This is a genomic window from Methylobacterium mesophilicum SR1.6/6, assembly GCF_000364445.2.
Taxonomy (GTDB): Bacteria; Pseudomonadota; Alphaproteobacteria; order Rhizobiales; family Beijerinckiaceae; genus Methylobacterium; species Methylobacterium mesophilicum_A.
Genome location: NZ_CP043538.1, coordinates 6,235,820 through 6,259,990, shown reverse-complemented (window position 1 = coordinate 6,259,990; position 24,171 = coordinate 6,235,820). Strand labels below are relative to the sequence as shown.

The 24,171-nt window shown below is 72.1% G+C and carries 24 protein-coding genes; 4 read left to right on the top strand and 20 right to left on the bottom strand.

All coding sequences use genetic code 11. The features are described 5' to 3' along the window. Window positions 1-150 precede the first annotated feature (150 nt). From ccmI to MMSR116_RS29850, 8 genes are all read right to left on the bottom strand, one after another. A complete protein-coding gene (gene ccmI, locus MMSR116_RS29885; protein ID WP_010684569.1) occupies window positions 151-1,629 on the bottom strand; it encodes a c-type cytochrome biogenesis protein CcmI in 1,479 nt (492 codons plus the stop codon). A 186-nt stretch (window positions 1,630-1,815) separates the two neighbouring features. Next, complete coding sequence (locus MMSR116_RS29880; RefSeq protein ID WP_010684568.1) at window positions 1,816-3,234, bottom strand: ATP-binding protein; 1,419 nt, start codon at window positions 3,232-3,234, stop codon at window positions 1,816-1,818. Window positions 3,235-3,497: 263 nt separating this feature from the next. Beyond that, a complete protein-coding gene (locus MMSR116_RS29875) occupies window positions 3,498-4,499 on the bottom strand; it encodes a hypothetical protein (RefSeq protein WP_039893437.1) in 1,002 nt (333 codons plus the stop codon). A 185-nt stretch (window positions 4,500-4,684) separates the two neighbouring features. Beyond that, entirely contained in the window at window positions 4,685-5,704 is a 1,020-nt protein-coding gene (locus MMSR116_RS29870; protein WP_010684566.1) for an ABC transporter ATP-binding protein, read from the bottom strand. Between the two features lie 43 nt (window positions 5,705-5,747). Beyond that, a complete protein-coding gene (locus MMSR116_RS29865) occupies window positions 5,748-6,593 on the bottom strand; it encodes a carbohydrate ABC transporter permease (RefSeq protein ID WP_010684565.1) in 846 nt (281 codons plus the stop codon). A 2-nt stretch (window positions 6,594-6,595) separates the two neighbouring features. Continuing rightward, complete coding sequence (locus tag MMSR116_RS29860; RefSeq protein WP_244625716.1) at window positions 6,596-7,546, bottom strand: carbohydrate ABC transporter permease; 951 nt, start codon at window positions 7,544-7,546, stop codon at window positions 6,596-6,598. 69 nt (window positions 7,547-7,615) lie between these two features. Beyond that, entirely contained in the window at window positions 7,616-8,872 is a 1,257-nt protein-coding gene (locus tag MMSR116_RS29855; protein ID WP_010684563.1) for an ABC transporter substrate-binding protein, read from the bottom strand. A 90-nt stretch (window positions 8,873-8,962) separates the two neighbouring features. Then, window positions 8,963-10,456, bottom strand: a complete 1,494-nt coding sequence (locus tag MMSR116_RS29850; protein WP_010684562.1) for an alpha-glucosidase/alpha-galactosidase — start codon at window positions 10,454-10,456, stop codon at window positions 8,963-8,965. A gap of 133 nt (window positions 10,457-10,589) precedes the next feature. On the opposite strand from MMSR116_RS29850, the gene MMSR116_RS29845 reads away from it, so the two are divergent. Then, the gene (locus MMSR116_RS29845; protein WP_051072202.1) at window positions 10,590-11,486 is read left to right on the top strand and encodes a helix-turn-helix transcriptional regulator; all 897 of its coding nucleotides are present in this window, start codon (window positions 10,590-10,592) and stop codon (window positions 11,484-11,486) included. Between the two features lie 42 nt (window positions 11,487-11,528). On the opposite strand, the gene MMSR116_RS29840 is transcribed toward MMSR116_RS29845, so the two are convergent. The 7 genes from MMSR116_RS29840 to MMSR116_RS29810 form a co-directional block, all read right to left on the bottom strand. Then, on the bottom strand, window positions 11,529-12,680 hold the full coding sequence (locus tag MMSR116_RS29840) for a 2-methylaconitate cis-trans isomerase PrpF family protein (protein ID WP_010684560.1): 1,152 nt from the start codon (window positions 12,678-12,680) through the stop codon (window positions 11,529-11,531). Between the two features lie 5 nt (window positions 12,681-12,685). Next, complete coding sequence (locus MMSR116_RS29835; protein WP_010684559.1) at window positions 12,686-13,363, bottom strand: response regulator transcription factor; 678 nt, start codon at window positions 13,361-13,363, stop codon at window positions 12,686-12,688. A gap of 35 nt (window positions 13,364-13,398) precedes the next feature. Next, complete coding sequence (locus MMSR116_RS29830; protein ID WP_010684558.1) at window positions 13,399-13,770, bottom strand: PepSY domain-containing protein; 372 nt, start codon at window positions 13,768-13,770, stop codon at window positions 13,399-13,401. A gap of 187 nt (window positions 13,771-13,957) precedes the next feature. Then, a complete protein-coding gene (locus MMSR116_RS29825; RefSeq protein ID WP_010684557.1) occupies window positions 13,958-14,179 on the bottom strand; it encodes a hypothetical protein in 222 nt (73 codons plus the stop codon). Between the two features lies 1 nt (window position 14,180). Then, window positions 14,181-14,516, bottom strand: coding sequence for a hypothetical protein (locus MMSR116_RS29820; protein ID WP_010684556.1), 336 nt, complete (start codon window positions 14,514-14,516; stop codon window positions 14,181-14,183). A 75-nt stretch (window positions 14,517-14,591) separates the two neighbouring features. After that, a complete protein-coding gene (locus MMSR116_RS29815) occupies window positions 14,592-15,134 on the bottom strand; it encodes a hypothetical protein (RefSeq protein ID WP_010684555.1) in 543 nt (180 codons plus the stop codon). A 67-nt stretch (window positions 15,135-15,201) separates the two neighbouring features. Next, window positions 15,202-15,714 (bottom strand): phage tail tip lysozyme, encoded by a 513-nt coding sequence (locus tag MMSR116_RS29810; RefSeq protein ID WP_010684554.1) that lies wholly within the window; start codon window positions 15,712-15,714, stop codon window positions 15,202-15,204. A 111-nt stretch (window positions 15,715-15,825) separates the two neighbouring features. Here MMSR116_RS29810 and MMSR116_RS29805 point away from each other — a divergent pair, with 111 nt between their 5' ends. Next, the gene (locus MMSR116_RS29805) at window positions 15,826-16,353 is read left to right on the top strand and encodes a GDSL-type esterase/lipase family protein (protein ID WP_039893435.1); all 528 of its coding nucleotides are present in this window, start codon (window positions 15,826-15,828) and stop codon (window positions 16,351-16,353) included. 89 nt (window positions 16,354-16,442) lie between these two features. On the opposite strand, the gene MMSR116_RS29800 is transcribed toward MMSR116_RS29805, so the two are convergent. Further along, window positions 16,443-17,429: a DUF2793 domain-containing protein gene (locus MMSR116_RS29800; RefSeq protein WP_432419882.1), complete on the bottom strand. Its 987-nt coding sequence runs from the start codon at window positions 17,427-17,429 to the stop codon at window positions 16,443-16,445. Between the two features lie 10 nt (window positions 17,430-17,439). Further along, complete coding sequence (locus MMSR116_RS29795; protein ID WP_010684551.1) at window positions 17,440-21,333, bottom strand: baseplate multidomain protein megatron; 3,894 nt, start codon at window positions 21,331-21,333, stop codon at window positions 17,440-17,442. Window positions 21,334-21,412: 79 nt separating this feature from the next. Here MMSR116_RS29795 and MMSR116_RS29790 point away from each other — a divergent pair, with 79 nt between their 5' ends. After that, window positions 21,413-21,715 carry a type II toxin-antitoxin system RelE/ParE family toxin gene (locus MMSR116_RS29790; protein WP_010684550.1) on the top strand — a complete coding sequence of 101 codons (303 nt, stop codon included), beginning with the start codon at window positions 21,413-21,415 and terminating at the stop codon, window positions 21,713-21,715. After that, entirely contained in the window at window positions 21,715-21,996 is a 282-nt protein-coding gene (locus MMSR116_RS29785; protein WP_010684549.1) for an addiction module antidote protein, read from the top strand. Before MMSR116_RS29790 ends, MMSR116_RS29785 begins: the two co-directional genes overlap by 1 nt. Here MMSR116_RS29785 and MMSR116_RS29780 read toward each other — a convergent pair. Genes MMSR116_RS29780 through MMSR116_RS29770 form a run of 3 tightly spaced genes read right to left on the bottom strand, consistent with a single transcriptional unit; the run spans window position 21,930 to window position 23,984 of the window. Continuing rightward, window positions 21,930-22,460: an NlpC/P60 family protein gene (locus tag MMSR116_RS29780; RefSeq protein ID WP_010684548.1), complete on the bottom strand. Its 531-nt coding sequence runs from the start codon at window positions 22,458-22,460 to the stop codon at window positions 21,930-21,932. The two genes, MMSR116_RS29785 and MMSR116_RS29780, sit on opposite strands and share 67 nt — an antisense overlap. Continuing rightward, window positions 22,457-23,332: a DUF2163 domain-containing protein gene (locus MMSR116_RS29775; protein ID WP_010684547.1), complete on the bottom strand. Its 876-nt coding sequence runs from the start codon at window positions 23,330-23,332 to the stop codon at window positions 22,457-22,459. Before MMSR116_RS29775 ends, MMSR116_RS29780 begins: the two co-directional genes overlap by 4 nt. Window positions 23,333-23,342: 10 nt before the next feature. Then, the gene (locus MMSR116_RS29770; RefSeq protein ID WP_010684546.1) at window positions 23,343-23,984 is read right to left on the bottom strand and encodes a DUF2460 domain-containing protein; all 642 of its coding nucleotides are present in this window, start codon (window positions 23,982-23,984) and stop codon (window positions 23,343-23,345) included. Between the last annotated feature and the right edge of the window lie 187 nt (window positions 23,985-24,171).

The window sequence follows — 24,171 nt, the reverse complement described above, 5'->3', positions numbered from 1 at the left end:
GCGGTCTCCCGCCCGGACCCGAACCGTTCTCTTTCTGGCTCATCAGGGTGTCGGCTCCGCGCGGTCCCGGGTCAAGGGCAGGCGTCGGGACCGATTGTCGTACGGAGGCGTTCGGAGACGGTTTTGGCGGCCCCTCGCGACCTTGTGGGATCAAGGGTTGGGTTTGGCCGGCAGATCGAGTTCCCGGGCAAGCCCGTCGAGGCGGGCGACGGCCTCGCTGTTCGCGGCGAGCGCCATCCGGGCGCGGTCGAGGGCGCTGATCGCCTTCTCGCGCTCGCCGAGGGTGCTGTAGGAGCGCACGAGGCGCATCCACTCGTCCGGCATGCCGCCCCGCGCGGCGAGGCGCCGGTCGAGCCCTTCGACCATGCCGCGAATCGCCGCGTCGCGTTCCGCCTGCGGCATGGCCCGCACGGCCGCCATCGCGGCCTCGGTCTCGGCGCGGGCCGCCGGACCAGTCTCGGCCGGCCGGGCCGGAGCACCGCCGCCGCCGAGACCGACGGCGCGGGCGCCCTGTTCCACCTGGGCAAGACCCTGTGGATCACCCGCGAGGGCGGTGCGGGCCCGGGCCAGGGCAGCCGCTGCCTGATCCTGCTCGCCGAGCACGACGCGGGACCGGACGAGCCGGAGCCACTCGTCGGGGGTGCCGCCGCCGGCCTTCAGCCGGGCGTCGAGCCCGTCGACCATGCCGCGGATCGCCGCCTGCTGCTCAGCGGGAATCTTCGGCTCCGTCGGAGGCGCCGCCGGCGGCGGCGGCTCGCCCTTGAGCCGGGCCAGCGTCTGGCGCACGACCCCGAGCCAGGGCGCGTCCGGCGGCCCGGCGGCTTCGAGGGTCGAGAGCTGGCGGATCGCCTCGCTGGTGTCGCCGGCCTGCTCGGCCGCCCGGGCGAGGTAGAACCGGGGCTTGGGCGCGTTCGGATCCTTGGCCTGCGCCTTCTCGAAGAGGGCCTTCGCCTCGGGCGAGACGGTGCCGTCGCCCGCCGCCGTGAGGGCCTCGGCCTGATCGGCGAGGATATCGGCGCTCTCGCCCTTGATGCGCGCGATGTTCCCGTAGGCGCGCGCCGCGTCGTCGAAGCGGCCGGTGCGCATGTAGACCGGGGCGAGCACGGCCCAGCCGCGGGCGTCGTTCGGGTCGCGGGCGAGGCGCGCCTCGATCTGACCCATGGCCTTCATCAGCTCGTCGGCGCCGCCGCGCGCGGCCTGCCGGTCGGCCTCGGTCTGCGCGGGCAGCTCGGGTGAGCCGTAGAGACCGTAGGCGATCAGCGCCACGAGGGGGATGGTGGAGAGCGCGAAGGCGGAGGCGGCCCGGCGCCTGCGCAGGCGCGGCTCGGCCGGGCGCGCCGCCTCGGCGACGCCATCCTGCGCGGCCTCGCGCTCCGCCTCGCGGCTTGCCCGGAGCAGGCGGCGGCCCGCCTCCGCCTTGGCGGTCTCGGCCTCGTCCGGGGCGATCAGCCCGCGCTCCAGATCGCGCGCGATCTCGGCGATCTGATCCTCGTAAAACGCGGTCTCGGTGGCGAGGCCGGATCCGCCGGCCTCGCCGGTCGGGACGGCGGCACGGCGCGACATCGGCCAGAGCAGGCCGAGCACGGCCGCCGCGGTCAGGGCCGCCAGAATGAACCAGATCGCCGTCATGGACCTTATCGCCAACGAGCCGGACCGGCCCGCTCCTCCCCACGCCATGTGGAGCCGGCAGCTTGACGCCACGACGCCTCCCGACGGCGGCACGGTGTCACGCAACTATCCCGCGAAGACAAGGGCCTAGCCAGGGCCATGAGGCCGCGTCCAGCCGCGCGGCATCCACATCGGAGGTGAACAGCCTCAGTGCGCGGCGGCTCCGACCGGCGCGTCGCCCGGCACCTCCAGCACCGCCCGCAGGCCGCCGAGAGCCGCCTGTTCCAGAGTGAAGCGCCCTCGGTACAGGGCGGCGAGATCGGCCACGATCGACAGGCCGAGGCCGGAGCCGGGCTTCGATTCGTCCAGTCGCCGGCCGCGGCCGAGCACGGCCTGGCGGGCCTCCGGCGGCAGGCCGGGCCCGTCATCCTCGATGGCCACGACGAGGTGGGGATAATCGTCCTTGTCCACCGCTTCGGCCCGGATCGCCACCCGGGCATTCGCCCATTTCGAAGCGTTGTCGACGAGGTTGCCGACCATCTCCTCGAAATCCTGCCGCTCACCCCGGAAGCGCAGGCCCGGCGGCACGTGGACATCGTAGGCGATGTCCTTGTCCCGGTAGATTTTCCCGAACGTCCGGACGAGTCCGGCGAGCGCCGGCTCGACCTCCGTCGACGTCCCGAGGGTGCCGGCGAGCGCGGCGGCGCGAGCCCGGTCGAGGTGGTAGTTGACCTGATCGCGCATCACCGCGGCCTGCTCGCGGATCTTCTGCGCCAGCTCTTCGGGCGCGTCCGAGGCGCCGACCTCGTTGACGATGATCGAGAGCGGCGTCTTCAGGGCGTGGGCAAGGTTGCCGACCTGGGTGCGGGCGCGCTCCAGGATCTCCCGGTTGGTCTCGATCAGGAGGTTCACCTCGCCCGTGAGCGGCGCGATGTCGCGGGGATAGGTGCCGGTGATGCGGTCGGCCTCGCCCCGGCGCACGGCGCCGAGCGCGGCACGCATCTTCTTCAAGGGCGCGAGGCCGAACCGGATCTGCAGCAGGGTGGTGATCGCCAGCGACAGGCCGAGCAGGCCGAAGGTGATGGTCAGCGAGTTGCGGAAGCGATCGACGTCGTTGACGATCTCGTCGGCGGGACCGGCGACCCGGACCGTGTAGCGGCCCTCCTCGCCGAGATCGACGTCGCGCTCCATGATGCGCAGGAGGCGCCCGTCCTGCCCCTTGCCGTAGCCCTGGCGGATCTGACCGACCCCGACCTTGCCGTCGGAATCGGTCGCGGCCGGCAGCGGCACGCCCACGAGGGAGCGGGAGGTGCGCACGTCCCGGGGCTTCGCGTCGGGCTTGCCGACCTGCCAGTACCATCCGGACAGGGGCAGGTCGAAGCGCGGGTCGCCCAGCGAGAAGGTCCGGCTCTCCGGATCGTTGGGCGAGACGAGGTCGGTGGCGAGATTGTTGGCGAAGACGAGCAGCCGGCTGTCGAAGGACCGCTCGGTGTTCTCGCGGTAGAGGGTCGTGAGAATCCAGGCCGCGATCAGCAGGATCGCGGAGCTCGCCAGGAAGGCCGAAACGGCGAGCCGCACCGCGATGGAGCGGCGGCGCAGGGAGAGGAGGCCGATGAGATCAATCACGACGCGGTCACCACGCGACCCGATCCTTCACGCACGGCTCCTGGCGGCCCGGCCAGCCGCCGCACCGATCTGCAGCGCGGCTTCGCCCGGGTCAAGGACGCGCGTCGGCCGTCCAGGCGGCCGGCGAACCGGCACCCGCGCGGTCCGCGCGGGTGCCGGCCCCGGGGATCAGCCTCCACGGAAGGCGGGGGATCGAAACCGCCGACCCGGACTCCGACGGCCTTTCGGGTCCTGGCGCGACCCGGAGGGATCGCGCCGGGACCTCACACGAGCGGACGCGTGACCGGGGCCACGGGCTGCACGGGCGCGAAGACGACCGCGTCGATGCACGGGCCGACGTCGCCGGGGCTGAAGATCGTCACGGGCGCAGCCCCCGTTTTCAGTGAGACCGGCAGGGTTCGCTGCCAGAAACTGATCCAGCTGTAGGTGTACCGCAGCCGTGCCGAGCCGACGAGTGTGCCGGCTTCCGATACGTTGAGGCTCAGATCCACCACCTGCGGATTGTAGTCGTGCTTGCCGGCGACCTGCGCGTTCGAATACACGACCGTCAGATCGTAATCGCCCGCGCCGACAGACGACGGCCGGCTGATCTCGAGGGCATTGGTCGAACCTCCTCCGAGGCCGCTCACGTAGCCGGTCCCGGACACGTTGGAACCCGCCGAGTGATCGACCCCCGTGAACTTCGCGGCCCCGAGCACGCGCACCGTCTCGGCCGAGACACGACAGGCGTTCGCATCCGCCCCGCGGTTTCTCCGTGTGGTGAGCGCCTGGACCCGCACCTCCGCCGATGACGAGAGGACGATCTCGTTGATGCCTTCGACGAGATGGAGGCACAGGTTGCTCCGCCACCGGCCGGCCTTGTCGACGGCGGGTACGGTGAACGGGCGCCCGTTCACGGACACGGTGACCGCCGCAGGGTCCGACGCGGTCCAGGCGAAGTCCACATCGTAGTAGCCGCGCTCGATCGCCGTCACGTAGATGGAGGCCTTCCCTTGCCCCGACAGCACGGCGCAGCCTGAGTCGGTCGCGCCCCAGTCGAGCTTCGATCCGCCGCTCAACCGGAAGGTGGTGGACGGATATTCGGTGACCTCGCCGTCGTCGCCGGAACCGTAGAGGAAGCCGCTTGCACCGCCACGGAAAGCTCCTGTTCTTGATTTGTTTCCAAAATCCGCCGTCACCGTGTTGTTTGGCGCGCCGCTCGTCTGACCCAGCGTAGTGGTATCCGACATGTTGATCTCCGGGTGGTGGGGGTTCGCCCCTGCCATGCCGCAGGACGGGCATGGCTCATCCGCCTACGACGAACGACTTTGCCGGCCGCACCTTTCGGTGGGCCGGTCATCCGAGCGTTCGCCGTCGATCAGAGCTGGGAGCGGGGTGCAGAGCGCCCGCAGCCCCATCGGGCGCGGGGCCGGAACGCCCGAAAAGGGCGATCCGCGAGGGCCTCAGGAAGTCAGATGCGGAGGGCTTCGCCGTCGGCGGCGAAGCGATGGAGCTGAGTCCGCTCGGGGACGACCACCACCGCGGCGCCGCGGTCGATCCGGACCTCGCCGCTCACGCGGGCATTCACGGTGCCGCCCTCGTTCAGGTGGACATGGATGAACGTGTCGGATCCGAGGTGTTCCGAGGCGGAGGCGATGCCGGCTAGCCCGTCGGCCGGGCTTTGGCCAGAGGCCGGCACGATGACGAGATGTTCGGGCCGGATGCCGACGAGCGGGGCACCCAGCGCGTCCGCCGCCGGGCCACGCAGGATGTTCATCGTCGGCGAGCCGATGAACTGCGCGACGAACAGGTTGGCGGGATTGTTGTAGATCTCCAGAGGCGCGCCGATCTGCTCGATGCGCCCGCGGTTGAGCACCACGATCGTGTCGGCCATGGTCATCGCCTCGACCTGATCGTGCGTGACGTAGATCATCGTGGTTCCGAGCTGCCGATGCAGCTCGGAGATCTCGAGCCGCATGCCGACCCGCAGGGCGGCATCGAGGTTCGACAGGGGCTCGTCGAACAGGAACGCCTTCGGCGCGCGGACGATGGCCCGGCCGATGGCGACGCGCTGGCGCTGGCCGCCCGACAGCTGGCTCGGACGGCGGTCGACGAATTCGGTCAGGTTGAGCCGGGTGGCCGCCTCAGCGACCTTCTCGGCGATCACCGACTTCGGCACCCCGGCCATCTTCAGCGGGAAACCGATGTTCTCGGCAACGCTCATGTGCGGGTATAGCGCGTAGGATTGGAACACCATGGCGAGGCCGCGCTCGCCCGGCGGCGCCTCGCTCACGTCCCGTCCGTCGATCTCGATCGTGCCGCTGGAGATCTCCTCCAGCCCGGCGATCAGACGCAGCAGGGTCGACTTTCCGCACCCCGAGGGTCCGACGAAGACCACGAACTCGCCTTGACCAATCTCCAGATCGAGGGGCGGGATCACGGTCCTGTCTCCGAACGCCTTCGTGACCCGCCGCAAGCGAATGGACGTCATCGCGCACGCAACCTTCTGATCTCGTTGTGCAATCCGCCTCAGATCAGCCCTTCACCGCTCCGGCGGCGAGGCCGGTGATCAGGAACCGCTGCACGTAGACGAAGCCAAGCGCCACCGGCAGGGCGGCCAGCACGGACGCCGCCGTCAGCGATCCCCAATCCGTCTGGTGCGATCCCTTGAAGATCATGATGCCGGGGGTCAGCGTGCGGCGGACATCGTCGTTGATCAGCACGTAGCCGAACATGAATTCGTTCCAGGCGGCGATGAACGCGAAGACAGCGGTCGCCATCAGGCCCGGAAGGCTGACCGGCAGGAGGATGCGCAGGATGAAGCCCAGGCGCGAGCACCCGTCCATCGCTGCGGCTTCCTCCAGCTCGCGCGGGATCGCGTCGAAGAACCCCTTCAGCATGAAGCTCGCGAGCGGCACCATGAAGGTGCAGTAGACGATGACCAGGGCCGCGTAGGTGCTGAGAAGCCCCATGTTGCGGATCAGGACGTAGAGGGGGATCAGCAGCAGGACGCCGGGGATCATCTGCGAGAGGATCAGCCCTCCGGCGACGATCTGTGTCACCGGGAGATAGGACCAGCGACTCATCGCGTAGCTGGCGAAGATCGAGAGGGATACCGTCAGGATCGTCGAGGCCCCGGCGACGATCACGCTGTTGCCGAAATAGATCAGGAACGGGCTCTCCAGCACGACGGAGCGGAAGTTGCTCAGGGTCGGGCTCGCGATCCAGAGCGTCGGCGCGGTGCTGAAGACCTCGCCGGGCGGCTTGAACGCCGTGTCGATCATCCAGAGGAACGGGAAGACGCAGAAGGCCACGAAGAAGGCCAGCACGAGGCCGGTGGCGAGGCCCGACACGGTCCTGTGACGCGCGGAGACAACCATGATCAGCGCGCCGCCCGCGCCCGGGCGAGGCCGGCCTGTACGAGGAACAGCGCTGCCATCGCGGCCATCGACAGGGTGGCCAGGGCGCAGGCGAGGCCGACGTCGAACTCCTGCAGGGCGTAGCGGTAGATCAGGATCGGCAGCGTTTCCGTCGCATCGAGCGGGCCGCCCTGGGTCATCACCCAGATGAAGTCGAAGTTGATCGCCGTCCAGATCACGTGGACGACGATCAGGGTAAGCGACACCGTCCGGACGTGCGGCAGCGTGATGACGACGAAGCGCCGGACGGTCCCCGCGCCGTCCAGGGCTGCGGCCTCGTACAGGTCGTCCGGGATCGACGACAGCGCCGCCAGGAGGCTGATCGTGTAGAAGGGGAAGCTGCGCCAGATGTTGACCAGGGTCACGGTGAGCAGGGCCGTCTCGCTGTGCCCGAGCCAGTCGTGGGGCGTGGTCAGCAGGCCCGCGCGGACCAGCCAGGCGTTCAGGACGCCGTAATCGGGATTGAGCAGCCAGGCCCAGTTGACGCCCGCGATGGCGATCGGGATCACCCAGGGCAGGATGATGAGGCCGCGCACCACCGCCCGGCCCCGGAATGGCCGGGCCAGCGCCAGGGCCGATGCGAGGCCGCAGGCGTATTCTCCGGCCACGGACACGACGGTCCACACCAGCGTGTGCATCAGCGCCGGCAGGAAGTGCTCGTCGTCCAGCACCGTTCGGAAATTCTCCAGGCCCGCGAAGCCGCCGACCCTCGCGTCGATCAGGCTGGCGTGGTGCAGGCTGTTCCAGACCACGCCGGCGAGGGGGGCGGCGATGAGGGCCGTGACCAGCACCGCGACCGGCGCGAGGAAGGCGCAGGCGGCCCGGACCCGCGCGGACGGCCAGACGGTGTGTCGGGCCTTGCGTCCGGTGCCGGCCTGCGGCCCGGACGCGATCGATCCGGTTGCCATATTCATGGTCGTCACGCGTGCGCCTCCCAGCGCCTGAATTCCGGATGCCGCACCGGCGGAGGCCGGTACCGCGCGCTATTCCGAGAGCTGTCCGGAGCGCTTCAGGCTCTTGTTGACCGATTGCCCGAGCCAGGCCGCAACGGCGGCCGGCTTCTCGCCCTTGAGGAGCACGCGCCCGAGGGCCGTCTCCATGTCGCGGGGGATCGATCCGAGGACGATCGGCGGGAAGGACACGCCGATCGGCACCAGCGCGGTGAACGGCCTGCCCCAGACCGGATCGCTCTGAACGTCGGAGCGCGGCGAGCGGTCCGGGAACATCGCCGTCTGGACGCCCCGGCTCAGCAGGAAGGTGGCGAGCTTCCACGCGGCATCGAGGTGCTTGCCGGTGAAGACGTAGAGCGGCGCAATCTCGAAGAAGGTCGCGGCAATCCGTCCAACCGGCGGCGGCGCCACGGCGACATCCCGCATCGCCTGCGGATTCTGGTCGATGCGGCCCTTCATCCAGGAGCCGTTCATCACCATCGCGTACTGGCCGAGGGCGAAGTTGGTGTCTTCATCCTCCCAACTCCAGTTGACGGATTGCGGCGCGATCGCCTTCTCGGAGAGCAGCCGCCCGTACAGCGACAGGACCCCGGTCACCCGCTCGAGCTCTTCGGGCGCCTCGGCCCAGGTGTTGCGGTACTTCCCGTCCGGCATCCGCTTGGCGATCTCGACGCCGTTCTGGGCCAGGCAGGTGAAGAGTTCCTGCACCGCGCGGACCCCCTTGCCGGCGATGCCGAAGCCCGGCTTGCCGGTCTCGGCCTGGATGGCCGCGGACGCCTGCACCAGCTCGTCCCAGGTCCTGGGCGGCGTCTCGATGCCGGCCGCCTTGAGCATGTCGGCGTGATAGAGCAGCGCGCGCAGGCCGAGATAGTTGGGCAATGCCCGCAGCTTGCCGTCGATCGTCAGGTTCCGGACGACGTTGGGATACAGCGCGCCGAGATCGGGCCAGGCCTTGGCGTGGGCGCTGAGATCGGCCAGCACGCCCATCCTGTTGAACTCCCCGAGCCACTCGCCCAGGCCCCAGGCCATGTCCGGCGCATCGCCGCCCGCCAGCCCCGTGACCAGCTTGTCGTGCAGGGCGTCGTAGGCGATGACCTGCGTCTTGACCTTGATGTCGGGGTTGGCGGCCTCGAACTCCGCGATGGCCGCCTGGGCCGCCTTGGCCTCCGCCTGGAGCGGGTCCCACGCGACCCAGTAGGCGAGCGTGACCGGCTCGGCGCGCACGGGCCCCGCGGCCAACAGCGGGAACAAGACCGCCATCGCCAGCATCTGGCGCCAGTAGATCGCCACGGTGTCCTCCCCCGAAAAGTCTTGGTTTCTAGGTCTTGGTTTCTAGGTCTTGGCTTTTTGCGCTTGGCTTTTTCTTGGACGGCCGGTGTCTCAGGCGACGATCTGCTCGTCCGGCGCGACGGTCTCGTTGCCGGTGCGCTGCGCGGTCCGGATCTCCTCGACCGACCGCACCGGGAGCCGCGCGGCCCCGGCCCAGTCCCTGCGCCGCACCGTCGCGTTCGCCAGCCGCCGTTTCGCCCCCTCGATGGCCCCCGCGTATTGCGGCAACCACGCGGCCTGGGCGACGACCATCTCGTCGACCATCTGCCAGACCTCGTCAGGCATGCAGACCGCGCCCACCAGCGGGTCGTTCAGCACCGCCTGCTTCAGCAGGTCGAGGTCACCGGTCACCGCCGCCTTGACCGACATCCGCTGGACGTTGATGGACGCGATGCAGGGCGCCGCGCAGGCATCGGACAGGCTCAGGCCCGCGACCATGTTGAGGCCGAGCCGGTCGACGAACCCGGTGCTCTCGACGATGGCGTCCGCGGGGAGATTCGAGATCAGGCCGTTGTTCTTGACGTTGAAGTGGCCGCGATAGACCCGCCCGGTCTCCAGCGCCTCGATGATGTAGCTGGCGTGCTCGACGGTCCTGCGGGCCGGGTCGATGATCCGGCTGGAACTGGCGAGGTACTGCGGGAACTCGTGCTCGAACCAGTTCCGCCCCTCGGTGCAGACCCGCAGGCAGCCCCCGGTCTCGCCGTGGATCCAGTCCGAGAGGTCGATCCAGCGCGCGATCTCGTCGGGACGCTTGCGGTACCAGGGCAGGTACTCGGACAGGTGCCCGTTGGACTCGGTCGAGTAGACGCCGAACCGGCGCAGGACGTCGATCCGGACCTTCTCCTGCCTGGAGATCACCGGATGCCGCTCGTAGGCGGCCAGCAGTTCCTCGGCCGGCACGCGCCGGCCGCGCCAGCGGATGTCGACGTACCAGGTCTGATGGTTGATCCCGGTGCAGACGTACTCGATCTCGTGCGGGTCCTCGGCGCCGAGGACTTCGGCGATCTGCTTCCAGCCGTGCTGGATGCCGTGGCACAGGCCGATCGTGTCCACCCCGCCGTAGTCGATCGCCGCCCAGGTGTTCATCGCCATCGGGTTGGCGTAGTTCAGCAGGCGGGCGCCCGGCTCGGCGACCGCGCGGATGTCCCTGCAGAAGTCGAGGAGCGCCGCGATCGAGCGCTGCCCGTACAGGATGCCGCCGGCGCAGAGCGTGTCCCCGACGCACTGGTCGACGCCGTAGCGAAGCGGGATCCGGATATCCTCCGCGAAGGCCTCCAGGCCCCCGATGCGGGTGCAGTTGATGACGTACCGGGCGCCAGCCAGCGCCTCGCGCCGGTCCGTGGTGGCCGAGATCTTGGTCGGCAGCCCGTTGGCGGAGATCATCCGGTTGAGGATCTCCGCGATCATCCCGAGATTACGCTCGTTGATATCGGTCAGGGCGACCTCGATATCGTGCAGTTCGGGCACGCACAGAATATCTCGTACTAACGTTCGCGTAAAACCGACGCTCCCGGCGCCGATGATGGCGATCTTGAAATTGGCCATCCCGTCCTCCCACGATCCGCGAGATGTCACGTCGCACGGACTATTTCCGGAGATCTTCTTCTTGCTATGAGACGACGCTACGATCGGCGCCCGGACCGTGGTAGAGGAAATTAGAACCTTCGCGGGTAATCTTGTGCTCGATGCGCTGGTGCAGGCGGGGCCGTTCCGCAGAGACATCTCGTTCCCGCTTCGGCACGGCGGCTTCCACGTCATGCCGACGAGCGCCGGGTACGAGCGGGCGCTTCCTGGCTCCTACGACTGGGACGGGCTGAAGCGCGGTCAGGCCCCGTTCTCCGTGCTGCAGCACACGGTCGCCGGCCGGGGGCGCCTGCGCTACGAGCGGCGCCTGTGGCGGCCGGAGGCCGGGCAGACCATGCTGGTCTCGATCCCGCACGCCCATCGCTACTGGATCGAGCCGGGCGAGGACTGGTCGTTCTTCTGGATCGCGGTCACCGGCCGGGAGGCCCTGCGCCTCAACCGGGCGATCCTGCGGTCGGCCGGTCCGATCTTCCGCCTGCGGACCGAGACGGTGGATGCCCTCGCGGCGGTCTGCACATCGCTGCGGGCGCCCGTGCCGGGCGCGGGGCAGGCCTCCAGTCTCGCCTACCGGGCGATCATGCTGGTCCACGACGACGTGATGGCCCGCGCGGAGCGGAGCGACGCCGCGACGGGGAACGACGCCGTCGACCGCACCGTCGCCTTCATCGGCGCGAATCTGGATGCGGCGCTCGACATCGAGACGCTGGCGGGGGTCGCCGGCGTGAGCCGATCGCGTTTCAGCCGCCTGTTCGCCCGCAGCAAGGGCGTGGCGCCGGCCGAGTTCGTGGCCCGGCAACGGATGGACTTGGCGGCCCGCCTGCTGGCCAACGGCCAGATCAGCATCAAGGCCGTCTCCCGCGGGTGCGGATATCCAGACCCCAACTACTTCGCCAAGGTCTTCCGGCGCGCCTACGGGATCAGCCCGACGGAGTTCCGGAGCACCGGCATGGACGCGGATCCCGGCCGCGCCGCGGCGACGGCCCGGCCGTAACCGGTCCGGCGCCCTCGGCCTCGCCCGCCGTATCGCGGCGCGTCAGCGGGGAACCGGCGCGTCGACATACACCGCGCCCCGCATCAGCGGCCGCGCCGTGCGGAAGAACGCGCCCCGCTCGGCCCGCCACGTGTCACCGTCGCGCGTGACGGCGGCGTCGGCGGTGAGGACCCCGGACGGCATGCCGACGCGCAGGGCCGCCTCCGTGGCGCGGGCCGCCTCGTGGACGAGGCTGCCTTCGATTCGGGCGGCCACCGCGAGGCACAGGGTGGCGGTGAGCGGCAGCGCCTGATGCGGCACGCCGTTGGAGATGACGCGGGCGGTCAGGTCGACCGCGGCGGCGCGGATCGTCTCCCCCGAGAGGCTGGCGGCCTCCTGCGGCGGCGACACCAGCCCCACGAAGGGCACGTGGACGATGCGGGCCGCCGCATCGAGATCCGGCGCGATGCCCATCGCCACGGAGGCGACCCGGCGGATCTTAGCGAGCCGATCGAGGAGACCGGGCACCGCCTCCAGGGCGGCGGGCAGCTCGGTGCCGGCGAGCCCGAGATCGGCGGCGCGGACGAAGACGCAGGCATTGGCCGCGTCCACCAGCGAGGCCTCGATCGGGCCGAGGCCGGACACGTCGAGGGTCTGGCGAACCACGCCGGTCGGCAAGAGCCGGCCCGTCGTCGCGCCGCCCGGATCGACGAAGTCGAGGCGGATCGGTGCGCCCGTGCCGGCGACGCCGGGGATCGCGAGGTCGCCGCGATAGACGCTGCGGCCGCCCTCAACGGCGAAGCTGGACTCGATCAGCTTGCGCGTGTTGGTGTTGTAGATCCGCAGGCTCACCGGGCCGTCCGGACCCTCGACCAGCCCCTCGTCCACCGCGAAGGGCCCGACCGCCGCGAGCATGTTGCCGCAATTGCCCGAGAGGTCGATCCGCCCGTCGCGGACCACCACCTGCACGAAGGTGTAGTCGATGTCGGCGTCCGGCCGCGCGGAACGCTCGATCACGCAGATCTTCGACACCGAGGAGACGCCGCCGCCCATGCCGTTGAGCTGACGGCCGAACGGGTCGGGGCTGTCCATGGCGGAGAGGAAGACCGGCTCCCAGGCGGCGAGGTCGCCCGGCACGTCGCGCCTGTGCAACATCAGGGCCTTGCTGGTGCCGCCGCGCATGAACACGGCGGGCAGCGTGCCGGGGGCCGACACGGCCCTCAGACCCGGGCCGGCGGCTGGTTGGGATCCACGAGGTAGCCAAGGCCGCGGACGGTCTGGATCAGGTCGACGGCGAGCTTCTTGCGCAGCCGCCCGACGAACACCTCGATGGTGTTCGAGTCGCGGTCGAAATCCTGGTCGTAGAGGTGCTCGGTCAGCTCGGCCCGGGACACGACCCGGCCGGTATGGTGCATCAGGTAGGAGAGCAACCGGTATTCGTGGCTCGTCAGCTTCACCTGGGCGCCGTCGACGAAGACCTTGCCGGAGCGCGTGTCGAGGGTCACGGGCCCGCAGGCGATCTGGCTGGTGGCGTGGCCGGCGGCTCGGCGGAGCAGCGCGCGGACCCGGGCCATCAGCTCCTCCATGTGGAAGGGCTTGGTGACGTAGTCGTCGGCGCCGGCATCGAAGCCGTCGACCTTGTCGGACCAGCGGTCGCGCGCGGTGAGGATGATCACCGGCGTCTTCACCCCGGCCCGGCGCCACTTCTGCAGCACCGTCACGCCGTCGGCCTTGGGCAGGCCCATGTCGAGGATGATGGCGTCGTAGGGCTCGCTCTCGCCGAGATAGCCGCCTTCCTCGCCGTCATAGGCCTTGTCGGCGACATAACCGGCCTCCTCCAGGGCGGCCACGACCTGCCGGTTGATGTCCTTGTCATCCTCCACGACGAGCAGACGCACGGCTCACTCCCCTCCGAAACGGTTTCGGCGCCCGCTCAATACTGTCCAGCCACGCTGCCGGTGCGCGCGTCGACGATCACGTGCACGAAATGACCGTCCCGGCGCAAGGCGGTGAGCATGTAGACGAGGGTGTCCTCGTAACGGCAGAGGCTCGCCCGCTGGATCTCGGCCCGGGGGATCACCGTGCGGGCCGCGCGGATCGCCGCCACGGGCGGGATCACCCGCCGCTCGCCGACCTCCTCGCGCATGTCGGCCGGCGACAGGCAGGTCTCGATCCGCAGGGGCGCCTGCCCGGAGACCGCGCCCGTCTGCGGGGCCGGCCCGTCATCCGCCATGGTGCCGAGGCCGCCCGCGGCGAGGGCCGCGGCGGTCAGGCTGATGGCGACGAGGGCGATGGCGTAGCGCATTGCCAGGAGATGTGCGCCGAGGGCACTGAATGCGTCCTGAATACGGGGCCGTAAGCGCCGCGCGGCGACCGGGCTGGCCTGCGGGACGGAGGACGATCGGACGGTGCGCGGCATCGTGCCGGCATTACGGCCGAGGCGCCGCCAGGTTCCGCCGCGTCGACCGGTTCGCACAGGCAAGCGGAGCCCCTCATCGAAGCCCGCCGGGATGCGCGTCGCGGCACCCCGCGGCGCTCAGCGCCGTCCGCGCCGGCATGTCGGACGCGGTCGCCTGCGCGGCGAGGAAAGGGCCGCCGGAGGAGCAGGGGCGGGCTCCGATCTGCGCCCCCGCCTGGAGCGCGGCCGACAGGGCCGCGGCGCCCGAGAGGGCGAGCCAGAGGCGGTCGAGGATCCGGTCCCGGCACAGGTTCATCTCAACCTCCCACGACAAGCGCCCAGAGGGCCCGCAGGGCGGGGATGCGCTCCACGAGCCACGCGATCTGATCCGAGAACCAGTGTGCGGCCGTGGCCGCCGCGACGAAGGCCAGCACCGTCGCGTGCTTGAGCCGGCGCAGATAGCGGCGCAGCGCCCGCCGCTCGATCTGCTCGTCCACCAGTTCGTCCAGCGCGGCGAGGCGCGGCACGGTCTGGCGCGCGAACCACGCGTGCCAGAAAGGCGGGAAGCGGATCGTCCGGGCACGGCCTCCGAGGGCGCCGGAACCGACCTCGTCCTCGCCGGGCTCGGCGGCGGGCCTGCGGATGTTGGTCATGACCTTCCCCTGTCCCAGGGTGGGCCGGGCGCGCGGAAGCGCCCGGCCGTGCGGGTGCCGGAAGCCGGCGGTGCCTCAGCCGCGTCGCGCGGCGGTCTTCCGCGTCGGGGCCACCTGCAGCTGCGTCAGCGCCGGGGCGAGGACGTTGGCGGCGCTGGCCTGCGGGTCGAGGGGCAGCGCCCGGAAGATGCGGGCGGCGACACCCTCCGGGCCGCCCGCACGCCGCACCACGCGGGCCGGCGCGGTGGCGAGCACGTGCCGGGCGCCGGCGGCCACGACCGCGGCGCCGAGATCGACGCTGACCGTCCGGCCCTTCGCCGCGCCGGCCACGGCGTTCTGACCGTAGGCGGCCCCCGCCCGGATCGCCGCCTCGACCCGGTCCCGGGTCAGCACGGAGGCGGCCCAGGGCGCGACCCGGGCGACGCCGGCCGTCACCGCCGCGGCGGCGATCGGCACCAGCACGGCCGAGACCGGCTGAAGCAGGGCGACCAGCCAGTCGCCCCACGGCACGCTCACGGCCGCGGCGGACGCATCCCCCGCCTGCGCGGGCGGCAGCAGGGCGGCGAACGCGAGGGCGGCGCAGGCGAGCGCGAGCCCCGCTCGGATGCGGTGCGTCATGGGCGGTCTCCGTTGTCAGGCGCGCGGCGGACCCGGCCGGCTCGGGAACGGCTTGCGCGGGTGCGGCTCAGCCGGCGCCGCGGGATCCGGGCGGCGCGGGAGCGTCACCGCCGCCGAGGGCGGCGAGCGCCCGGCGGGCCCAGGCGAGGCGGCTCGGCAGCGCCACGATGCCGGGCCGCTCGAAGCGGCGGCAGACCGCCTCGGTGGCGGCCTCGAGCGTCGCGGCCGTCTGCAGGACGGCCAGCGCCGGGGCCTCGGTGCTGCGCAGTTCCGCGCAGAGATAACCGTAGGCCGCCTCCGGGGCCGCAGGATCGAGGCCGCGCGCCCGGCACCACGCCTCCATCGCGATGCGCCGCGGCCCCGTCCACTGGGCGAGTCCCCAGCCCCCGCGGGCGCCGGCGACCGTCGGGGCGATCTCCTGAAGGTGGCGGAACCCGCCGCTCTCATGGCCGAGATTCCCGAGGAGGCCCGCGGCCTGCACGGCGGTCAGGCCGAGGTCGCGCATCAGGCGGGGCCCGAGGCGGCGGCATTCGGAGGCGAAGACGCCGTCCTGCGCCGGGCCATGTGGGACGGTCTTCATGTGGGTTCCCCTCATGGCGGGCCGGCCGCGGCCGGGCTAAGGCCCTGCGGGACACGCCCTCGGGCGGCGCGGGCGGGGTGGATCGTGGGACGCGGACAGGACAGGCCGCTGGTGTTCATCGGCGATTCGATCACCGCGGCCTGGGGCCTCGCGCGGGCCGAGACCTTCGCGCGCCACGGCTTCCTGGCCCGGGGGGTGCCGGGCGAGACGAGCGGACAGATCCGGGCCCGCTTCCTGCGGGATGCGGGCGGTGCGCGCGGCGTTCACCTGCTCTGCGGGATCAACGACATCGCCGAGGTCGACGGCCCGGTCACGGACGCCGCGATCCGCGAGAACATCCTCGCCATGGGCCGGCTCGCCTTCGAGGCCGGGCTCCCGCTCTGGATCGGCAGCGTGATGCCGAGCGACTTCTGGGGCTGGCGGCCCGAATTGCGGCCGGTGGCGCGCATCCGCGCCCTGAACGCGTGGCTGCACGCCACCTGCGCGGCGGGGTCCGCCCGGCTCATCGAGTATCACGCGCCGCTCGCCACCGCCTCCGGGGCGCTCCGCCCGGCGCTGACCGACGACGGCATCCACCTGAACGCGGCCGGCTACGCGGCGATCGAGCCGGTCATGCTGGCGGCGCTGGTGCCGGGGTGAGCGGAGCGACCGCGCCCGTCATTCCAGGGCGCCGCAGGCGAGCCCGGAACGACGGTGGGTTCATCGAAGAACGAGATGGCGCGGCACGTTCATGCAGCCGCCCGCACCCCGGCCGCCAGCGGCGTGCCGTCGGCCCGCTGGTAGTGCCACACGCGCCAGCGGCCCGCCGCGTCCGAGAGGGCGAGGCAGGTGTCGTCGGCCGCCGTGACGATGTCGGCCCGGGTCGGCAGCGCGAGCTTGCCCGCGTCGTGGACCAGCCGCGCGCCCGCGGCGAAGCGCACGAGCCGCTCCCGGTCGGGCACCGCGCCGAAGCTGGTGATCGTCGCCGTCCCGGTGACGAGCACGCGCCGCGTGCCGGTGCCGCCGAGATCGGTGGTCGCCCCGGAGGCCAGCGCGGTCTCGGACGAGGCGAAGTCGATCCCGCCGGTGTTCGCCGAGGCGGTGAGCGCCGTGGCGTAGGCGGCGCCGTCCGCCGAGACCTTGAGGCTGAAATCGTCGCTGCCGAGGAGGCCGAGCAGTGCCCGGGCGGCGTAGCCGGTCTCGAAGACCAGGGCCGCGTCCCGTGCGGCGGACTTCTTGTTGACGGACACCCGCATGTCCCCGGAGCCCGGCGTGGCGTCGTCCCAGGTGAGCAGCGCCGCGTCCGATTTGACGGCGAGGCGGTTGTCGGAATCCGCACCCGTGTTGATGCCGAGGCGGCTCACGCGCTCGATCGCCGCGAGGCTCCGGCGGAAGCTCGTCCAGGCCGCGCCGTCGAAGACGTAGAGGTCGGCCTCGTCGATCAGGTAGGCGAACCAGCCGGCCCGCGGCGCCGAGCCGGTCCAGACGCCGTCGGCGTAGCGGACGACATGCCCCGCGAGACCGGCCCAGGCACCCCCGGGATCGGCCGCGGACACGAGGTACCGGTCGCCGTCGGCTGGGCTCGGCGGCGGCGCGGTCAGATCCTTGTCCAGGCAGGCGAGCTGGACCAGGGCGTCGAGGAGGCCGAGCGCCTCGTTGTGGGTGACGTGCTTCTGGGCCTGGCTCGCCGCGATCAGCGGCAGGCCGAGATGGGGCGTGACATCGGACAAGGGCACCTCCGGGGGTTCAGGCCGCGCGGACGGGGATGCGGGCGCGGCAGGCGGGTCCGGGCCCGGCGACGGCGCCGATCTGCGCCACGGCCACGTCGAGGCTCCGCTGCGGGCCGCCGAAATCCGCCGCCTCGTCGGCGTAGACGACCTGCTGGGCCTCGGCCCGGAGCGTGCGCATGACGGCGCCGGAGGCCGAGAACAGCGTGACGGCATAGGCCTCGGCTTCATCCAGCGGGATCTCCGCGGGCTCCCAGGCATCGCCGTCGCGCCGCGCCCGCCGGATCCAGGAGATCCGCACGCCCTCCGCGGCCCGCCGCGCCCGCAGGTGGACGGGGCGCAGGGGCCGCAGCGCGTCGAGGCCTGCCGTGGCGGCAAGCTCCGTGAAGGCCGGGTCGCCGGGGTCCCGGTCCGCCGGCCCGATCCGGTAGCGGAAGCCGCGCCCGGCCTCGTCCAGGCGGTCGACCAGGGGCACAACCGCGCCATCGTCGAGGCGCACGATCAGGCTGCCGGCGGGCGCGGCGCGTCCCGCAGCCGCCTCGCTGCCCGCGAGCCCGCGCAGCAAGCAGGACAGCCGGTAGGTGTCGGGCCCGATCAGCGCGGCCTGCGCCGCCCCGAGCAGCTCCAGCGTGCCGTCCGGGCCGATCAGGGCGAACAGGTTGCCGCCCGCCAGCATCGCGGCCTCGCCGATGGCGGCGAGCGCCCCGCCCCGGCGCAGGGTGACGTCGAGGTGGATGCCGCGCTGGATCCGCCACAGCGGCCCGGCGGGGAGCGGCGACAGCGTCTTCCCGAGGCAGGCGGGGTAATCGACGTGGCCGTGCAGGCTGAACGCGCCCGCCGCCTCCGCGCGCCAGATCGCTGCCGCGCCCGGCCACGGCTCGGCCGCCACCGCGCACCATTGCAGGATGGTCAAGGAACCGCGGTCCGCCGGCAGATCGAGGGCGAGCGCGAGCGGCGGCCCCGGGAAGACCGGGGCGGCTGCCTCCGGCTGGGCCGGGCTCCGGGCGAGGAGCCGCCCCGGCCCTCCCCGCGGCGGCACGCCGCTCGCCTCGATCCGGCGGCCGGTGGGCGCGTCGTCGATCCGGTCGATCTTGCGCAGCACCGCGCCGCCCGGCACGTCGGCGGGGACCGCCAGGAGGTCGCCGGGCTCCAGCTCGACCCGGCGCGGGCTGAGGGTGAAGGTCGCGCTGTCGCGGGCCGCGATGGCCCGGTCGAGGATCGCCTCGGCCAGCCCGTCGCCGGTCTCGCGCCGCGTGACGATCGCCGCATCGATCCGGGTCTCGCGGCGGCGGGCGCCGGCCGGCCGCACGGCCGCCGACGTAGCCCGCCGGTATTCCGGGCTCTCGGCCTCGGTGATGCCGAGTTCCACGGAACGCGGCAGGGCGCTCTCCTCGGCGCGGACCTGGGCGAGCACCGGCTTCTCCTCCGAGAGCCGGACGAGATCCGCCTCGGCGAGCACCAGGGGCCGGTCGCGGCGGGGTCCGCGCAGGTGCAGGCGGCCGGCCACCGCGGAGACGTCGAGGCCGTAGACCTGCGCCAGGGTCTCCAGGGCGCCGCGGGCCGTGAGCGGCCGGTCGATGACGTAGCCGTCGAGGTAGGCGGCGGCCTCCACCGAGACGGCGGCGTCGAAGCCGAACTCTTCGAGGATCTTCAAAACCAGCAGGTCGAGGTCGCAGCCCTCGATCCGGCCCGTGATCCAGTGGCCGATGCGCCAGTTGGCGGTGTCGGCCCAGACGCCCCGCACCGTCGGGAAGGCCGGGAACGGCCGCGCGTCCCAGGCCCAGACGAAGATCCCGTCCGGATCGACCATCCGGCCGCCATAGACCGGCGAGAGCGGGTTGTCGGCCTCGCTTAAGCCGGGATCGGCCGGGTCGAACCGGGCGAGCGTGGCCTCGAGCCCGCGGAGCTGGATCAGCTCGTCGCGCAGGCCGCGGGATCCCGGTGGATAGGCGCCCTCGGGGGTCTTCGGGTCCGGGAAGACGTTGGGGCCGTTGGTGCCCTTGTCCACCGCCGGCACGCCGACCTCGGTGAACCAGACCGGCTTCCCCTTGGGCACCCAGGCGGTGGTGCGGGTCTCGACGTCGTTGTCGCGCTCGACATGCGGGTTCGCCCACCACGAAGCGAGATCCTTCGGCCGGTAGATCCACGGCTTGCCGTGGGCGCCGTCGGTGATCGGGCGGCGGTCCTGGGCAGCGCGCGCCGCCGCGTCGGCATAGTACCAGTCGAAGGCCTCGCCGGAGCCGCCGCGGGCCCGGAGATAGCCCCGGTCGTTGATGTCGCCGGAAGCCGCGAGGTCGGCGTGCTCCGGCGCATCGCGCCAGTCGGAGACCGGCGGATACCAGTCGATCCCGACCGCCGCGATGGCGGGATCGGCGAAGAGGTCGTCGAGGGGGAACCGCACCGTGGCGCCGCCGTCGCGGACATGGGCGCCGTACTCGGTCCAGTCGGCGCCGTAGACGAGGGAGACGCCCGGCCCGAGGCGCTCGCGCAATGCGGCCGCGAGCCCCCGGAGCGCCTGCACGGCCGGGTAGCCGGCGGCGCCCCGCACCCGGGTGAGGCCGACGAACTCGCTGCCGATGACGAAGCCCGCGAGCCGTACGCCGGTAGCCGCCCATCGCGCCGCCATGTCGGCGTAGTGCAGCACCTCGGCGCGGTAGCCGTTGGCGAAGAACGCCTCCACCTGCGCGTCGGCGGCGGCCGTCCCGTCCGGGCTGTCCGGGAGCCCCGGCGCCGGATCGCAGGTGATGTGCCCGCGCCAGGGATAAGGCGGCTGGGACGCCCCCGGGGTGCGGGGATCGGGCAGGCCGTTGCCGCTCGCCACGTCCATCATCACGAACGGATAGAGCAGCACCTCCAGGCCGCGGCGCGCCAATTCGGCCACCAGCCGGGTCAGCCCGGCATCCGCGGGCGTTCCGCCATAGGCCGGGGTGCCGTCCGGCAGGGTCGAGACCACCTCGGCCGCAGGGCGGGCGATCCCCGCCACGGACCAGTCCTCGGGCAGCGCACGCTTCCGGCCGGTCTCGACCTTGGGCACCACCCGGCAGGAGCCGGCGCGCAGGTCGGTGCCGAACCACGTCGCCACCACGGCGACCCGGCGCAGGTTCGGGCACAGGGCCTGGAGGGCGTCGAGGGACGCGATCACGTCGGTGGTGCGCTGGAGCTGGTGACGGTTGGCCGCCTCGGTCCGGCCGAGGCCGAGATCGACGGTGACGCGGTCCGGATCGAGGGCGAACTCCCCGGCTCCCGGGATCAGGTCGACGGCGCGGACGCGGCCGAACAGGCCGTTGACCGGTCGGATCACCTCGAAGGCGAATTGCGGCACGCGGTTGCCGAAATCGGCAAGCGGCAGGTTCTCGAACACCACGTAGGCGAGACCGCGATAGGCCGGCGCGTTCGCGGACCCCTCCTTGGCGACGATCAGCGGGTCGGGCTCCTGCGCGGGGCCGCCCGTATGGACCCGGATCGTGAGGCCGACCTGATCAATCTCCCTTCCGTCCGCCCAGATTCGCCGGACGAAGGCGACCTCGCCCTCGCACAGCCCGACCGCGAGGTTGGCGTAGTAGGCGTAGCGGGTCGTGACGGTCTTCTGGCCGCCCAGGGCCTTGGCGGGCATGGCGGCGCGCTGCACCGTCGTGTTCGCGACCTCCAGCGGGCGGGTCGCCCAGATCAGGGTCCCGCCGATGCGGGCCCGGCCGTAGATCCGGGGGATCGGATCGCCCTCCGTGGAGGTGAGCCCGGCCACATCCGCGAGGCGCGGGCCCTCGACGAAGCGCGTGCGCCCGGAGCCCGCCAGGGCGCCGCCGAGCGCCGAGCCCGCGACCGAGCCGAGCACCCGCCCGACCACAGCCCCGATCGGGCCGCCGAGCGCGGTGCCCACCGCGGCCCCGGCCGAGGACAGGATCAGCGTGGCCATGGCGGGACTCCGGGCTCGATGAGCACGTGGTTCATACGAGAGAATTGCGGAACCGTATCCGGTCGGATACGGCTCGTCCGTGACGACGATCCTGCTGTCCGATACCTTCCGGACGTGGCCCGCGGGCCTGAAGGATCACCGCGCGAAAGCGCGTATCGCGGCACAAATCCGTGCCGCAGGCTTCGACAACGTCGGGAACGTCAAACCGGTCGGTTCGGGCGTGTGCGAGATGCGGATCCCCTACGGACCGGGATATCGCGTCTACTATGTGCGGCGAGGCGAAGTGACGTCCTTGCTCCTGTGCGGCGGCGATAAAGCCAGCCAGACGCGGGACATTCAGAGGGCCAAAAGGATGGCCGCGAACCTCGACGGGACCGTCTGATGCGCTTCACACCCTTCGATGCCTCTGAATTCCTCGACAGCGAGGCGGCAATCGCCGAATACTTGGCCGCGGCCCTCGACGATCCCGATCCGGAGCTTTTCATCGCGGCTCTGGGCGATGTCGCCAAAGCCCGCGGCATGTCGCAGATCGCCCGGGAAGCCGGCGTCGGACGGGAAAGCCTCTACAAGGCTCTCACGCCCGGCTCGAAGCTCCGCTACGAAACCGTTCGCAAGGTGATGGATGTGCTCGGCGTCAAGCTGACTGTGTCGCCGGCTTCGTAAAGGCCGATCTCCGGAAACCGGAACACCCCCGTCAGGTGCCGCCGCCACCATCCGGTGAGCGCCACCTCGGTGACGACGGCGCCGTCATGGGCGTGGATCATGGCGCCGTCGCCGGTGGCGATGGCGCAGTGGCGGGCCGGCAGGTGGCGGCGGAAGGCGAAGAGCAGCACGTCGCCGTCCCGGGGCGCCGCAGCGGCCAGCCGGCCGGGCACCGGCACGAGGTGGCGGGATGCTGCCTCTGTGAGCGGGTCGGTGCCGGGAGCAGCGGATTCCGCCCAGGCGGCGCCATAGGGCGGCGGCACCTCGGGCTCGGCCCCGTAGAGCCCGCGCCACACCCCGCGCAGCAGCCCGAGACAGTCGCAGCCGATCCCGCGCAACGAGGCCTGATGCCGGTACGGCGTCCCCAGCCACAGCCGGGCCTCGCCGAGCACCGCCGCGCCGATCTCCCGCCGCATCGCGCTCATCGGAACAGGCTCCCGCCATCGAGGGTGTGGTCCGAGCCCGGCACCGCCCGCGCCACCGCGTCGTTGCCGGGCATGTGCGGGAAGCCCTGGAAGTTGACCGTGTTGGCGAACCGGTCCCGGCAGGTCGCGAGGCGCTTGTCGCAGCCGGCCGTGAGGCTGAAGCCGTCACCGTGGGCGATCGGCCGGGGCGGCACGGTCCAGAGTTCGATCAGGGCGCCGAGCTGGAGCCGCACATCGGCCGCGTGCCCGGCATTGGCGCCCTGCGTCCAGGTGAGCCGGCCGCCGGTGAACAGGCCGTCGGCGAAGGCGCCCGCCAGCTCCGCCGACAGCGTCGCGGGCTCCGGGATCGCGGTCACGCGGCCGGTGGTCCGCCATGGTGCGAGGTCGACCCGGCAGCGCGCGTCCCCGAGATCGGCGCCGCAGGTGGCGCGGTAGCTGCGCCCGCGCTCGGCGTCGAGGCGGTGGGTGAGGCCGCGCAGCTCCGCCACGAACGCGTCGCCCTCGCGGCGGACCTCGCCGATCGTGGCGAGGTCGAGGAGCAGCCGCGTCCCGGGGTTGGTCCAGTCGACCAGCCAGGTCTCCACCGAAGCAGCGTCGTAGAGGCCGCCGGCGATATCGGCCTCGGTCAGGCCGAAGCTGCTCAGCGCCCCCGCCACGTCGCCGCCCGAGACCGCGAAGCCGAGTTCCGCGCGGGCCTCGGCGGCTTCCAGGCCGGTCCGGGCCTCGTGGACGAGGCCGGCGACCATCAGGTCGCGGTCGTGGTCGGTGAAGCCGAGGGCGAGCCCGTCCCGCCGCCGCAGGGACCAGCAGCGGCACAGGGTGGTCACGCCCCCCGCCAGATGGGCCGCGAAGGCCTCCGGGATGTCGCGCATGATCCCCTCCTCACGGCACGATCTCGACGAGGGGCACCTTCGGGATCTCGCCCGCCGTGAAGGCCGCGAGATCGACGGTGAGGTCGTCGGTGTCGAAGCGGACCGGCACGTCGAAGGCGAAGCCCGCCGTCACGGCGGCGCCCGCGGCCGGCACGTGGCCGGCCGCGAAGGCGACGAGGCCGGTCGCCGGGTCGCACCCGAAAGCCTCGGGCCCGACCTCCCGGCCGCCGACCGCCACCCGGACGGAGCCCGCCACCGGTTTGGCGATCCGGCGGCGGTAGGGCGCGAAGCCGCTGCCGTAGGTCTTGACCAGCGGGAAGACCGCCGTGTCGCCGTCGCCGGTGCCGAGGGGCTGGTCGAGGGGGCCGATGGGGCGGCCGGGAGGCCCGGAGCGCCCGTCGACCCGGTCGCGGAAGCGGAAGCCGTAGAGCCGCCCGCGCCGCTCCTCGAAGAAGGCCAGCACGGCGTGGAGCGCGTCGAGACCGCGCAGGCCGAAGCCGGCATCGTAGCGGCGGCGGGAATCGGCCCAGCGGCCATTCCGGTGCTCACGGCCGGAGCCCAGGGTCACGATCTCGGTGAGCCGCTGCGGCCCGCCGCCGGCGCGCAGCGAGACGTCGAGGGGAAAGAGCACCTCGTGGAAGTCGTCGGCCATGGCGGAAGCCTCCGGTTCGTCGCCCCGTTGCCGCGTCGTGGGAGGTCATCGCTGCCGGATCGCAGCGCCTGAAAAAAGTCTTCCGGAAAGAGCCGAAAAATCAAAAACGTCGTTCATCGACAAACGACGGCATCCGATCGAATATCGACGAGATGAGTCGGAAGAAATCAGAAGTCCTTTCGGTCCG